General features: G+C 70.8%; 17 protein-coding genes. 12 read left to right on the top strand and 5 right to left on the bottom strand.

The annotated features are described in order from the left end of the window. Window positions 1-110 precede the first annotated feature (110 nt). The 9 genes from ACWH95_RS07415 to ACWH95_RS07455 all read left to right on the top strand — a co-directional run bounded on the left by ACWH95_RS07415 (window position 111) and on the right by ACWH95_RS07455 (window position 7091). The gene (locus tag ACWH95_RS07415) at window positions 111-983 is read left to right on the top strand and encodes a hypothetical protein (RefSeq protein ID WP_454120463.1); all 873 of its coding nucleotides are present in this window, start codon (window positions 111-113) and stop codon (window positions 981-983) included. After that, a complete protein-coding gene (locus tag ACWH95_RS07420) occupies window positions 980-1402 on the top strand; it encodes a phage holin family protein (protein WP_454120464.1) in 423 nt (140 codons plus the stop codon). Before ACWH95_RS07415 ends, ACWH95_RS07420 begins: the two co-directional genes overlap by 4 nt. After that, window positions 1399-1962, top strand: coding sequence for a DUF3618 domain-containing protein (locus tag ACWH95_RS07425; RefSeq protein WP_136029167.1), 564 nt, complete (start codon window positions 1399-1401; stop codon window positions 1960-1962). The genes ACWH95_RS07420 and ACWH95_RS07425 overlap by 4 nt, the downstream gene beginning before the upstream one ends. 126 nt (window positions 1963-2088) lie before the next feature. Beyond that, window positions 2089-2430, top strand: coding sequence for a hypothetical protein (locus ACWH95_RS07430; RefSeq protein WP_136029170.1), 342 nt, complete (start codon window positions 2089-2091; stop codon window positions 2428-2430). A gap of 1 nt (window position 2431) precedes the next feature. Beyond that, entirely contained in the window at window positions 2432-2701 is a 270-nt protein-coding gene (locus ACWH95_RS07435; RefSeq protein WP_136036060.1) for a hypothetical protein, read from the top strand. After that, window positions 2698-3162, top strand: coding sequence for a BLUF domain-containing protein (locus ACWH95_RS07440; RefSeq protein WP_205812864.1), 465 nt, complete (start codon window positions 2698-2700; stop codon window positions 3160-3162). Before ACWH95_RS07435 ends, ACWH95_RS07440 begins: the two co-directional genes overlap by 4 nt. A 24-nt stretch (window positions 3163-3186) precedes the next feature. Beyond that, window positions 3187-4302, top strand: a complete 1116-nt coding sequence (purM, locus tag ACWH95_RS07445; RefSeq protein WP_136036061.1) for a phosphoribosylformylglycinamidine cyclo-ligase — start codon at window positions 3187-3189, stop codon at window positions 4300-4302. Between the two features lie 6 nt (window positions 4303-4308). Continuing rightward, window positions 4309-5781, top strand: a complete 1473-nt coding sequence (gene purF / locus ACWH95_RS07450) for an amidophosphoribosyltransferase (protein ID WP_136036062.1) — start codon at window positions 4309-4311, stop codon at window positions 5779-5781. Further along, window positions 5778-7091: an MFS transporter gene (locus ACWH95_RS07455; RefSeq protein WP_454120465.1), complete on the top strand. Its 1314-nt coding sequence runs from the start codon at window positions 5778-5780 to the stop codon at window positions 7089-7091. Before purF ends, ACWH95_RS07455 begins: the two co-directional genes overlap by 4 nt. Before the next feature lie 5 nt (window positions 7092-7096). Here ACWH95_RS07455 and ACWH95_RS07460 read toward each other — a convergent pair whose 3' ends face one another. Beyond that, on the bottom strand, window positions 7097-7369 hold the full coding sequence (locus ACWH95_RS07460) for a hypothetical protein (RefSeq protein WP_454120466.1): 273 nt from the start codon (window positions 7367-7369) through the stop codon (window positions 7097-7099). A gap of 195 nt (window positions 7370-7564) precedes the next feature. Here ACWH95_RS07460 and ACWH95_RS07465 point away from each other — a divergent pair, with 195 nt between their 5' ends. Next, a complete protein-coding gene (locus ACWH95_RS07465; RefSeq protein WP_378822411.1) occupies window positions 7565-7864 on the top strand; it encodes a hypothetical protein in 300 nt (99 codons plus the stop codon). Between the two features lie 55 nt (window positions 7865-7919). Here the strand turns inward: ACWH95_RS07465 and ACWH95_RS07470 are convergent, their stop codons facing one another. Further along, window positions 7920-8111, bottom strand: a complete 192-nt coding sequence (locus ACWH95_RS07470; protein ID WP_136029183.1) for a DUF3073 domain-containing protein — start codon at window positions 8109-8111, stop codon at window positions 7920-7922. A gap of 149 nt (window positions 8112-8260) precedes the next feature. Between ACWH95_RS07470 and ACWH95_RS07475 the strand changes: the two genes are divergently transcribed. After that, window positions 8261-8803: a universal stress protein gene (locus ACWH95_RS07475; RefSeq protein ID WP_447652669.1), complete on the top strand. Its 543-nt coding sequence runs from the start codon at window positions 8261-8263 to the stop codon at window positions 8801-8803. A 205-nt stretch (window positions 8804-9008) separates the two neighbouring features. Here ACWH95_RS07475 and ACWH95_RS07480 read toward each other — a convergent pair whose 3' ends face one another. Continuing rightward, complete coding sequence (locus ACWH95_RS07480) at window positions 9009-9635, bottom strand: PadR family transcriptional regulator (protein ID WP_136029187.1); 627 nt, start codon at window positions 9633-9635, stop codon at window positions 9009-9011. Beyond that, the gene (locus tag ACWH95_RS07485; RefSeq protein ID WP_136029189.1) at window positions 9632-10474 is read right to left on the bottom strand and encodes a DUF4097 family beta strand repeat-containing protein; all 843 of its coding nucleotides are present in this window, start codon (window positions 10472-10474) and stop codon (window positions 9632-9634) included. Before ACWH95_RS07485 ends, ACWH95_RS07480 begins: the two co-directional genes overlap by 4 nt. 150 nt (window positions 10475-10624) lie before the next feature. Here ACWH95_RS07485 and ACWH95_RS07490 point away from each other — a divergent pair, with 150 nt between their 5' ends. Next, window positions 10625-11410, top strand: coding sequence for a MerR family transcriptional regulator (locus ACWH95_RS07490; protein ID WP_136036066.1), 786 nt, complete (start codon window positions 10625-10627; stop codon window positions 11408-11410). Between the two features lie 56 nt (window positions 11411-11466). Here ACWH95_RS07490 and ACWH95_RS07495 read toward each other — a convergent pair whose 3' ends face one another. Next, window positions 11467-12228, bottom strand: coding sequence for a dienelactone hydrolase family protein (locus ACWH95_RS07495; protein WP_447652670.1), 762 nt, complete (start codon window positions 12226-12228; stop codon window positions 11467-11469). Between the last annotated feature and the right edge of the window lie 179 nt (window positions 12229-12407).

Below are 12407 nucleotides of genomic sequence, written 5' to 3' on the forward strand. Positions count from 1 at the left end.
CAAGGTAAACCCCTGGACGAGCCGCGTCAACCCTCGCCGTGATACCCGGAGGGGGGAGTAGACCTGCCTGCACGTCGGCGGCCGTCGGCGCGGAGTCGAGAGGAAGAACGATGTCGCAGAGCAATGCACAGGGTGTCGCCGGCGGCGGCACGGACGAGTCGCCGGGGACCGTGAAGACCGCCGCGCACGAGGCGGCCGGGGTCGCCGGTACCGCGAAGGACGAGGCCGCGGGGGTCGTCGAGACCGCGAAGGCCGAGGCCGGCGCTGTCGCGCACGAGGCGAAGGACCAGATCCGCGACCTGTACCACCAGACCACGGCCGAGCTGTCGGAGCAGGCGGCGATCCAGCAGCGTCGCGTCGCGGACGGGCTGCGGTCGGTCGGCGGGGAGCTCGGGTCGATGGCGCAGAACGCCGAGGGCGGGGTGGCGGCGGATCTGGTCCGTCAGGCCTCCACCCGCATCCAGGGCATCGCCGGCTGGATCGGCGACCGTGACCCGGGGTCGCTGCTGACCGAGGTGAAGTCGTACGCGCGGGCCAAGCCGGGCACGTTCATCGCGGTCGCCGCCGTGGCCGGACTCGTCGTGGGACGCCTGACCCGGGCGCTGTCCGAGGGGGCGGCGGAGTCGGGTTCCGGCACGTCGACGACGACCGCCTCCGGGCTCTCGGGAGCGGGGGCCACTCCGAACCTCGACCCGGCGGCGACGACGCCGGCGGCGGTTCCCGGTTCCACGACGAGCGCGGGCGTGGGCGCGGGTGCCGGTGTCGGTGCAGCCGGAGCCACGGACACGGGCGGCAGCACCACGCTCGGCCAGCCGCCGCTGCCGACCGACGGCACGGTGCCCGGCGCCCCCGATGGGATGAGCGGCATCGATGCGGGTACCGCGCCGTGGGGTGTGACCCGTGACGAGGACCGCGGCGACACCCCGCTCTACGACAGGACGGACGCGGCCAACCGCGCACCGGGTGACGAGGAGCGACCATGACCGACGCCACCCCGACGCCTTCGGAGCAGAAGGCGGAGACCACCTCACTGGGCGACCTGCTCAGCGAGGTCACGAGCGACCTGTCCACGCTGATGCGACAGGAACTGGAACTCGCGAAGGCGGAACTCAAGCAGTCCGCGACGCGGGCCGGCCGCGGAGCGGGCATGCTCGGCGGGGCGGGCTACGGCGCGATGATGGCCGTCTTCTTCCTCTCCGTCGCGCTGTGGTGGGGTCTCGGCTACTACGTGACCGGTCTCGGCTGGTCGGCCGTGACCGTCGCGGTCATCTGGGCGCTGGTCGCCCTGGTCCTGTTCCTGGCGGGACGCACGCAGTTGAAGAGCATCGAGGGGGCGCCGCGCACGGTGGACAGCCTCAAGCGGATCCCCGATGCCGTGAAGAGGAATGAGGAGAACAAATGAGCGATTCACCCGACGCGATCCGCGCGGACATCGAGCGGACCAGGGCGGAGTTCGGCAGGGACGTCGACGCGCTCGCCGACAAGGTCACCCCCTCGAAGGTCGTGCACCGGCAGACGCAGAAGATGAAGGGTGCCGCGCGCTCCGTGGTCGACCGCGTCATGGGCGTGGCCGACGACGCGGGCAGTCACGTCGGCGACGCGTCGTCCTCGGTGGCGGATGCCGGCCGGCACGCCGTGGCGAAGGCGCAGGGCAACCCGCTCGCGGTGGGGCTCATGGCCTTCGCCGCCGGGCTCGTGGTCGCCGCCGTCATCCCGTCCTCCACGAAGGAGAAGGAGCTGGCGGGCGAGCTGAAGGAGAAGGCCCAGCCGCTGGTCGACGAGGTCACCGAGGTCGCGAAGACCGTGGGCGAGGATCTCAAGGAGCCGGCGCAGGAGGCGTTCGCGGCCGTGAAAGACGAGGCCGCCGGTGCCGCCGAGCACATCCGCGATGACGCGACCCACGCGGTGGACGAGGTCAAGGGCAGTGCGCAGGACGCCCGCGACACCGTCACCGGAAGCTGATCGGCGAGCGCTCCCCGGGGGTCCGATGCCGCGGCACGGCACCGGACCCCCGGGCTCTGTAGCCGGTCGGGGGCTCCGGGCGCAAGCCCGTTCTCCGACCGGCTCCGTCATGACAGGGTCATGATCATGAAACTCGTCTCCTACGCCGGGCAGCAGGTCGTCACGACGGACGACGTGGCGGACGCCCTGGTCACCCTGGCCGCCTCCCTCGCCAGCGAGGGCGAGTCCGCGGCCGTGCAGATCCCGATCCACGTGGACGGGGAGAAGGACAGCGCCGACCTGATCGTCGGCGTCGGGAACGACCTCCTGGTCGGTCCGCAGTCGTCGAACGGCGACGACCCGGACTTCTCCGCGGACGCGGCAGCCCTGCGCGAGCACCGTTTCTACCCGAAGCCGACGGCCGAGGACGGGGATGTCGACGACGACGGACTGCCGGCGATCGACCTCGACCTGGACCGCGGAGTCTGACGTGTCGCATCCGCAGACGCTCGACGTGCCCGAGGAGGGCGCCGCGCACACACCGTCGAAGGCGCTGTGGGCGTCGGTCGCGGACGGGTTCTACGTGGGCAGCCACGCCGGAACCTTCCTCGGCTACGTCGACCGCCAGCCCGGGGGCCTGTGGCGCGCCTTCGACTCCGCCTCGCAGATCATCGGCGACTTCACCGACCATCACACGGCCATCGCCGCGGTGACCGAGGCCATGACGGACGACACCGCTGCAGGGGGACACCTCGGATGACGATCGACCACGCGCTGCTCTCGCTCGTCTACTGCAGCACCGCCACCCGCGCGTTCGACGACGACGAGCTCGAGGCCCTGCTCGCCTCGAGCCGCGCGGCGAACCAGGCGCGGGAGATCACCGGTCTCCTGCTGTACCGCGAGGGCGAGTTCGTGCAGATCCTCGAGGGCGAGGAGGGCGTGGTCGAGGCGCTCATGACCCGCATCTCCGAGGATCCGCGTCACCACGACGTGCGGGTGCTCCTGCGCGAACCGCTGCACGAGCGCCGGTTCGCGGACTGGACGATGGGGTATCAGCCGATGGTGGCCGCCGAGCCGCGCCTGGCCGAGGGGTACCGCGACTCGTTCGACGATCTGCGCGTCGGCGACCACGACATGATCGGCCGGGCGCTCATGGAGCTCACGATGTGGTTCCGCGTGCGGCAGGCCGCGCAGCGGGCCGAGGCTCTGGAGATCCGGTAGGGCTGCGGGCGGTAGGCTGTTCGCGTGGCTGCCTCCCCCACCAACCCCTATTCCGAAGCCGGTGTCGACACTGCTGCCGGCGATCTCGCGGTCGAGCTGATGAAGTCGTCCGTGCGCGCGACGCACGGACCCGAAGTGCTCGGCGGCGTCGGCGGTTTCGCCGGCCTCTTCGACGCGAGCGCGCTGCGCGACTTCCGGCGTCCGCTGCTGGCGACCAGCACCGACGGCGTCGGCACCAAGGTCGCGATCGCGCAGGCCATCGACAAGCACGACACGATCGGGCAGGACCTGGTCGGCATGGTCGTCGACGACATCGTCGTGGTGGGTGCCAAGCCCCTCTTCATGACCGACTACATCGCGTGCGGCAAGGTCGTGCCCGAGCGCATCGCCGACATCGTCCGCGGCATCGCCGGGGCGTGCGCGGCCACCGGCACCGCGCTGGTCGGTGGCGAGACGGCCGAGCACCCCGGACTGCTCGGACCGCGCGACTACGACGTGGCGGGAGCCGCGACCGGCGTGGTCGAGGCGGATGCGATCCTCGGCGCCGAGCGCGTGCAGGACGGTGATGCGGTGATCGCGGTCGCCTCCAGCGGCCTGCACTCCAACGGCTACTCGCTCGTGCGTCACATCATCACGGGCGCCGGCATCTCGTACGCCGACACCGCCGCCGACTTCGGCACCACGTGGGGCGAGGCCCTGCTGGAGCCCACCCGCCTGTACACGCTGCCGCTGCTGCGCCTGATCGAGCAGCTCGCGGGCGGCGTGCACGCCCTGAGCCACGTGACCGGCGGCGGCATCGCGGCGAACCTCGCGCGCGTGCTCCCGCAGGGCAGCTGGGCCGAGGTCGACCGCGGCACGTGGTCGCCCAGCCCGGTGTTCCGCGTGCTGAGCGACATCGCCGGGTCGACGCTGGAGTCGGCCGAGGGCACCTGGAACCTGGGCGTCGGCTTCCTCGCGGTGGTCGCCGGCGACAAGAAAGACGCGGCGATCGCGGCGCTGGACGCCGAGGGCATGCCCGCGTGGCAGGTCGGCACCGTCGGCTTCGGCCCGCGGCCGACCGGCGAGTTCGAGCAGGGCGCCAAGGGCGTCGACGGTGGAGCGGTGCGCCTGGTTGGCGCCTACGCGGACGGAGCGAAGTAACACCCCATGTGCGGCATCGTCGGAATGGTGGGGACAGCCCCGGTCAATCAGGACATCTACGACGCGCTCCTGCTGCTGCAGCATCGCGGGCAGGACGCGACGGGCATCGCCACGGCGGAGGCCAACGGCGTGATGCACAACGCGAAGGCGCAGGGCATGGTGCGCGAGGCGTTCCGCACCCGCGACATGCGCGCGCTGCTCGGCAACGTCGGCCTCGGCCACGTGCGCTACGCCACCAAGGGCACCGCGTCGAGCGAGGAGGAGATGCAGCCGTTCTACGTGAACGCGCCGTACGGCATCATCCTCATCCACAACGGCAACCTCACGAACACCCGTGAGCTCACGGCCGAGATGGCGAAGCGCGACCGCCGCCACTTGAACTCGTCGAGCGACACCGAGCTGCTGCTCAATGTGCTCGCGGGCGAGCTGCAGGCCACCACGTCGACGGTCGACCTCGACCCGGAGCGCATCTTCGAGGCGGTCGCCCGCACCCACGAGCGCATCGAGGGCGCGTATGCGGTGATCGCGGTGATCGCGGGCTACGGTCTGCTGGCGTTCCGCGACCCGTTCGGCATCCGGCCGCTGATCCTGGGCCGCCGTCCGTCGACCGTGCCCGGCGCGGAGGGACGCGACGAGTGGGTCGTCGCGAGCGAGTCGCTGGTGCTGGAGAACGGCGACTACGAGGTCGTGCGCGAGGTCGAGCCCGGCGAGGCCGTGTTCATCACGAACGACGGCGAGCTGTTCACGCGGCAGTGCGCCACGGAGACGCATCTCGCGCCGTGCGCGTTCGAGTACGTGTACCTCGCCCGCCCCGACTCGATCATGAACGGCATCTCGGTCTACGAGTCGCGCCTGCGCATGGGCGACAAGCTGGCCGATACGATCGCCAAGCACGTGCCGATGGACAAGATCGACGTGGTCATGCCCATCCCCGACTCCTCGCGCCCGGCCGCGATGGAGGTGGCCCGCAAGCTCGGCATCGAGTACCGCGAGGGCTTCTACAAGAACCGCTATGTGGGCCGCACGTTCATCATGCCGGGGCAGGCGGTGCGCAAGAAGAGCGTGCGCCAGAAGCTCAACGCGATGTCGGCCGAGTTCCAGGGCAAGAACGTGCTGCTGATCGACGACTCGATCGTGCGCGGCACCACGTCGAAGGAGATCATCCAGATGGCCCGCGACGCCGGCGCCTCCTCGGTGACCTTCGCCTCGGCGGCCCCGCCCGTGCGGCACCCGCACGTGTACGGCATCAACATGCCGTCGCGGCACGAGCTGATCGCGCACGGCCGCACGATCCCCGAGATCGCGGAGGAGCTGGGCTGCGACCACCTGGTGTACCAGGAGGTCGACGACCTGAAGGCCGCGATCACCGAGGGCTCCGTGCTGGAGGATCTCGACATGAGCTGCTTCGACGGCCGGTACGTCACCGGCACCGTCACCGACGAATACCTCGCCTGGGTGGAGGGGTCGCAGACCTCATGACGGCGCCGAGCGCGCGACCGCTCTGGAAGGGTCGGGCTCTCGCGCTGGTCGGGATCGTGCTGGTCGCGTTCTCGCTGCGATCGGCGGTCGCCTCGCTGTCTCCCGTGCTCGACCACGTCGCGGAGGACTTCCCGGTCTCGTCCGTGATCGTGGGGCTGATCGGCGCGGCGCCGCCGGTGTGCTTCGCGCTGTTCGGCCTGCTGACGCCGCTGTTCGAGCGTCGGTTCGGCCTGGAGCGGATGGCCGTCGTGGCGATCGTGCTGATGGCGGCCGGGATGCTGCTGCGTGGTCTGGCCCCGGACTCGTGGAGCCTGCTCGCGGCGACGGCCGTGGTGTTCGCGGGGGTCGGTTCGGGCAACGTGCTGCTGCCGCCGCTGGTGAAGAAGTACTTCGCCGACCGTCTCGGCGTCATGATGACCGCGTACTCGACCACGCTCGCGGTCTCCACGTTCCTGCCGCCGCTGGTCGCGGTGCCCGTGGCCGACTCGCTCGGCTGGCGCATCTCCCTCGGCATGTGGGGCGTGGTGGCGGCGCTGGCGCTGGTGCCCTGGGTCACGCTGCTGGTGCGCACGCGCGGGGAGCGCGATCGTCCGATCCCCACTGAACTGCTGGTGCCCGACCCGACCGACGGCGTCGACGACGTGCGCGACGCGGTCGCCGCATCGACCGGACCGATCACGACCCAGTCGGCGAGCCCGCGCGTGTTCGGGCGGCTCTGGCGGTTGCCGCTGGCGTGGGCCCTCGCGCTCGTGTTCGGCACCTCGTCGACCATGGCGTACGTGGCGTTCGCGTGGCTGCCGACGATCCTGGTCGACCTGGGTGGCGTCAGCCCGGCGACCGCGGGCTTCCTGCTGTCGCTGTTCGCGCTGGTCGGGCTGCCCTGCTCGATGCTGGTGCCCGTGCTCGTGGTGCGGTTCCAGGCGACGCGGCCGCTGTTCCTGGTGGCGGTCGCGGCGGGACTGGTGGGGCTGCTCGGGCTGCTGCTCCTGCCGACCGTGGCGCTGCCGCTGTGGGTGGCGATCTTCGGCCTCACGGCCATCATGTTCCCGCTGAGCCTGGTGCTGCTGAGCATCCGTGCCCGCACGCCCGAGAGCGCCGTCGCGCTGAGCGGCTTCGTGCAGAGCATCGGCTATGCGATCGCGGCCGTCTTCCCGCTGCTGGTGGGGCTGCTGCACGAGACGACCGGCGGGTGGCAGGTGCCGCTGCTGGTCGTCGCCGCGGTGCTCGTGGTGTCGATCCCCGCGGGTATCGTCGCCGGTCGCCGCCGCACGATCGAAGACGAGTGGGAGCGCCGGCACGGCCACTGGTGACGCCGCTAGCGGATCGGCACCGAGGTCCCGTGGGAGACCCCCTCGTAGAAGTAGGTAGCGATGCCGATCGCCGCGAACGTCACCAGGACGAGGGTGAGAATGACGCCGGCTGCGATGAGAACGGCCGCTTCTGATCGAGGCGGCCGCCGTGTGAGGCGATGGATCACCAGGATGAGCAGGGCGCCTTCGATGAGAAAGGCCCAGGGGCTGAAGAGGCCGAGAAGAGCGCCACCCGCCGCCCCGGCCAAGATCCACCAGTGCAATCGCGCGCGCTCCACGATGTAAAACTTTACTGCTCGTGAGTCCTCGTCCCCGCCCTGGGAAACCCGCGGGGCTCTGACGCGTCGGCTGGTCTGCGCGAGCCGGCGTCAGCACAGGGAAGCGGAGGAGCGGGGCGAAGGGGTAATCTAACGTGTTACCTCTCGTTGTGCAGCGCGGTCTGTGGCCGCCGGAAAGCAGTGTGCCCGATGGACATGACATCACCATCCCGAGTCAGGACCGGTGCGGCGACCCCGCAGCCCGACGAACCCGGTGAGCGCTTCCTCAGCATCGCCAGCGTCGTCATCGCGGTCGTCTCCCTCGTGTGCGGCTTCGCCCTGTTCCCGCCGCTGGTCGGGGTGATCGCCGGGCTCCTCGGTCGGCAGCGCGAGCCGCGCGGACATGCGATCGCGGCGTGGGGCATCGCGCTCAACCTCGTGGTCCTGCTCGGCTGGGTGGTGCTGCTGGCGGTGCTCGTGCTCACCGGCACCCTGACCGCGCTTCTGCATCCGTAACCGCCCGGACACGACGAAACACCCGCACGAGGTGCGGGTGTTTCGAACCGGGAGGCTAGGCCTTCTCTAGTTCGTCTTCGTCTTCGTCCGCGTACTCATCGGCCCACTTGTCGACGTAGGCGTCTTCGTCGGAGTCGCTCGAATGCCCGAGCTCGCGCTCCAGCGCCGAGTAGTTCACCGACGGACTGTACGCCTTGAGTTCGCGGGCGATCTTTGTGTGTTTCGCCTTCTGACGGCCACGGCCCATGCCTGAGACCCCCTCACGAGTTAAGCTGCGGGCAGACGGGCGCCCGAGTCATTCACGACACCGGCTCGCGGCCGGTAAGAGTAGCATTCAGAATAGCATGCGGGGAACACGCCCTGGCCGATGCCGGGCCGCCGAAGGGAGCAATCTTCATGACCGACAGCACCTCGAACCCCTCCGATGAGGCCACGCAGAACGCAGCGCTGCAGAGGGCGGTGATCGTGGGCATCCAGGTGGATCAGGATCCGCGCGTGCTCGACGAGGCCGTCCGCTTCGCCCGCCTGCTGAACGCGCCGCTGGTGGTCGCGCACGTCGACGTCACCCGCTTCGTGACCTACGAGGACCCCGACGGCTACGTGCACTCGGCGCCGATCGACATCAACTTCGACGCGGGAGCGGCGGAGTTCGAAGCGGTCGAGGCTGCCGCTGCCACCCAGCTGCGCGACCGCGGCATCACCTGGACCGCCCGTCAGCTCGTCGGCGATCCGGCGCTGGCGATCAAGCAGCTCGCGAACAAGCTCGATGCGCAGTTGATCGTGGTCGGCACGCGCAAGCGCGGCCTCGGCGAGTCCATCCGGGAGTTCTTCACCGGCTCGGTGGCGGCACGTCTCACGCATCGCCAGCATCGCTCGGTGCTCGTGGTGCCGCTGGGCGAGCTCGTGCCCGACGACCAGAAGGAGATCTGGCCCGAGTAGCCGGACAGACGCGAGAGGGCCCCGTCGACCGTTGTCGGCGGGGCCCTCTCGCGTCAGCCCGTGTGGATGACGATGCCGCGTGCCGGTGCGAGGGGGCGCTCCGGCGGGGATGCCGTTGACGCGGTCGTGGGCGCCGGGAGCTGCGGAGCGGACCGATCCGCCGCCGGTGTCGGACGCGCGGGCGGGTCCACCGGCGGCGGGGCGTTCACGATCCCGACCGGCTCAGGCCCGCGGTGACGCCGCGCGCGGCCTCGTCGAGGGCGTTCTCGAGCTCGGTGACGATCGTCGCGGGGAGCAGCCCGCCCTTCGCCACGTGCGTGCGCAGGTCGGTGCGGACGCGTGCCCGGAACGCGTTGATGATCGCATCCGCGCGGTGGAGCTCGTCGCGGCTCGTGAGGCGCGCGTCGTCGGTCTCCGTCCGGGGGCGGCTCTTCGCCGCGGCCCTGTCGTCCTTCGCCGCGGTCGCGAGGTCGGCCCGCAGGCTCTTCATCGCCTCCTGCACGCTCTGGCGCACCTCGTTGGCGATCAGGCGCACCGAGTCGGTGATGCCCGCCTCGATACCCGCGAGGTCGGCCTCGCGCGAGGCGAGCTCGGCGCGTCCGGCCTCGGTGATCGCGTAGATCGTGGTGCGGCCGTCGACGGTCTTGGTCACGAGGCCCTCCTCCTCCAGCTTCGCGAGGCGCGGGTAGATGGTCCCGGCGCTGGGCGTGTAGGTGCCGCCCGTGCGATCGGTGAGCGACTGGATGATGCCGTAGCCGTGCTGCGGCGACTCGGCCAGCAGCGACAGCAGATACAGCCGCAGGTCGCCGTGCGAGAAGACCGCGGGAGTCATGCTTCCTCCCATTCGGGGTCGTCGGCGATCGAGGCCGGAGTGCGGCGCAGCACCGTGACCCCGCCGGAGACGGAGTTGGCGCGCAGGTCGACGAAGCGCCCGGCGAGCTCGCCCGTGGTGCCGGTGTAGTTGCTCGGACCGGACGAGCTGCGCTCGACGCCGTCGATCAGGAGGCGGCCGCTGAGCGAGCGGATCACGTAGTTCGCGGCGAGCGACTCGTCGAGGCGCACGGTGGTGCCGCCCGACACCGAGTTGACGGTGATGGTGTTCACGTCGCCCGCGGCGTCGATCGTCGTGGAGCCGGAGACGATGTCGACGACCGCCTTGCGCACGGTGCCGGTCACCGCGACGTCGCCCGAGACGCTGTTGGCGTTGATGGAGCCGGTGAGGCCGCGCACCTGCACGTCGCCGGAGACGGAGTTGACGCTGAGGTCGCCGATGAGGGTGTCGACGATGATGTCGCCCGAGACGGTGTTGAGGCGGGCGTCGTTGCGGATGCCGGAGACGAGGGCGCCGGCGCTGACGACGCCGAGGGTGAGGGCGATCGACCGGGGGACGGCGACGCTGACCTCGGCGCGCGGGCCGCCCGAGCCGAAGTTGCGGAACACCTCGAGGAAGTTGTCCCAGCCGAGCTGCGGGTGGTCGATCTCGACCTCGCCGTCGTGGGACTCGATGCGGAGGTCCTTCGTGGTGACGCCGTGCACCTCGATGCGGATGCCCGGTTCGTCGTGGGCGATGACGTCGACCTGTCCGCCGACCAGGCCGATCTTGAGCCGGGTGGCCGACTCGATGTCGATGACGCGTTCCTCGCCGGGGGCGATGAGCCACTTCTCGGTCATGTGCTTCTCCTTGAGTCGGAATCACGATATATCGTGTGTCCCTCAGTGAACACGATATATCTCGATGTGTCAAGGGTGACCGCCACGACCGCTTGACATTGACGTTGCGTCAACTTCTACCGTGGAGACATCACACCGAGAGGAGGAGACATGACGAAGGCGGACTGGTCGATCCAGGAGATCGCACGGCTCGCGGGCACCACGAGCAGGACGCTGCGTCACTACGACGACATCGGCCTGCTCCCGCCCTCGCGCATCGCCGCGAACGGCTACCGGCACTACGACGGCGAGGCGCTCGTGCGGCTGCAGCGCATCCTGCTGCTGCGCGAGCTCGGACTCGGACTGCCGCAGATCGCCGACGTGCTGCGCGCTGACGCCGCACCGACCGAGGCCGCAGCCCTCGAGACCCACCTCGCGCTGCTGCGCGCGGAGCAGAACCGGCTGGCGCGGCAGATCGCGTCGGTCGAATCCACCATCACGGCATTGAGAGGAGGTGAGAACCTCATGGCAGAGAACATGTTCGACGGCTTCGACCACACCCAGTACAAGGAGGAGGTCGAGGAGCGCTGGGGTCGTCAGGCCTACGCCGACAGCGACCGCTGGTGGCGCGGGATGACCGACGCCGAGCGTGCCGACTGGCAGCAGCGCGTGTCCGACCTCGGACGCGACTGGGTCGCCACGGCCGAGAGCGGTGCCGACCCCGCGTCCCCCGAGGCGCAGGAGCTCGCGCGACGTCACGTCGAGTGGCTCACGGGCATCCCCGGCACACCCGCCGCGGCGCCCGGCGGCGACGTGAAGGCGTACGTGACCGGGCTCGGCGAGATGTACGTCGCCGACCCGCGCTTCGGCGCGAACTACGCCACCTCGGACGGCGGCACCCGCGGCGCCGAGTTCGTGCGCGACGCCCTCCGCATCTACGCGGACGGCAACCTCTAGCGGGTCCGGCCCGTCGCCCCGCTCCTGTCACCGGGAGCGGGGCGACAGGCGCAAGCTCAGCCGGACGCCGCGCCGAGGTGACGGGCGAAGAAGCGAGCGGCGTCGTCCGCAGCGAAGGCCGGCACCCCGGTGTGGCCGCCCAGGTTGGCCTGCAGCGTCTTCTCCGAGGAGGCGAACGCGTCGAACAGCTCGAGCGCCATCGCGCGGTCGTTGCCCTCGTCGTCCCACTGCAGCAGCACGTGCACCGGGATCGTGATCCGTCGGGCCTCGGCGAAGGTCGCGCGCGGCACGTAGCTCCCGGCGAACAGGCCCGCGGCGACGATCCGCGGGTCGACAGCGGCCAGGCGCGTCGCGACCGCGATCACCCCGCCCGAGATCCCGACGCGCGCGCCGATCTCCGGCAGCGCGAGCACCGCGTCCATGGTCCGCTGCCACTCGGGCACCGCCGCGTCGACGAGCGGCAGGATCAGCCGATCGATCAGCTCGTCGCTTGGCGCGCGCGCTTCGTCGAGTGCGCGGACCAGGTCTGCGCGGGCCTCGGCGGCACCGGCGAGCGGTGTGCGCTCGCCCGCACCGGGAAGCTCGATCGCGACGGCGGCGAACCCCTGCGCGGCACACGCCCGCGCCCGGCCGGCGAGACGGGAGCGCATTCGCTGCAGGCCGAAGCCGCCGGGCTGGCCCAGCAGGACGAGCGGAACGGGGGTGTCGGGAGAGGCGGAGACGGGGGTCCAGAGCACGCCGGGGACGCCCCCGACGACGAACTCGCGTTCGATGACGCCGTCGCTGAGACGCGGCGCCGAGGTGAAGTGCATGGTCATGGTCGTACCTTTCGGGAATGCGGCAGAACTGCGGCACTCCCGGGCGACCTATCGCCCGACCGCGACTCCTCGGAGGAGCACCGACGTCGTTGTGAACACGGACACCACCTCCTCGCCTCGGGCACGGGCTCCCAGGCTACCGCGCGGTCGAGGGCGGACGCCGTACCGAATCCGTACGG

It is taken from the genome of Microbacterium sp. NPDC055502 (assembly GCF_053643635.1).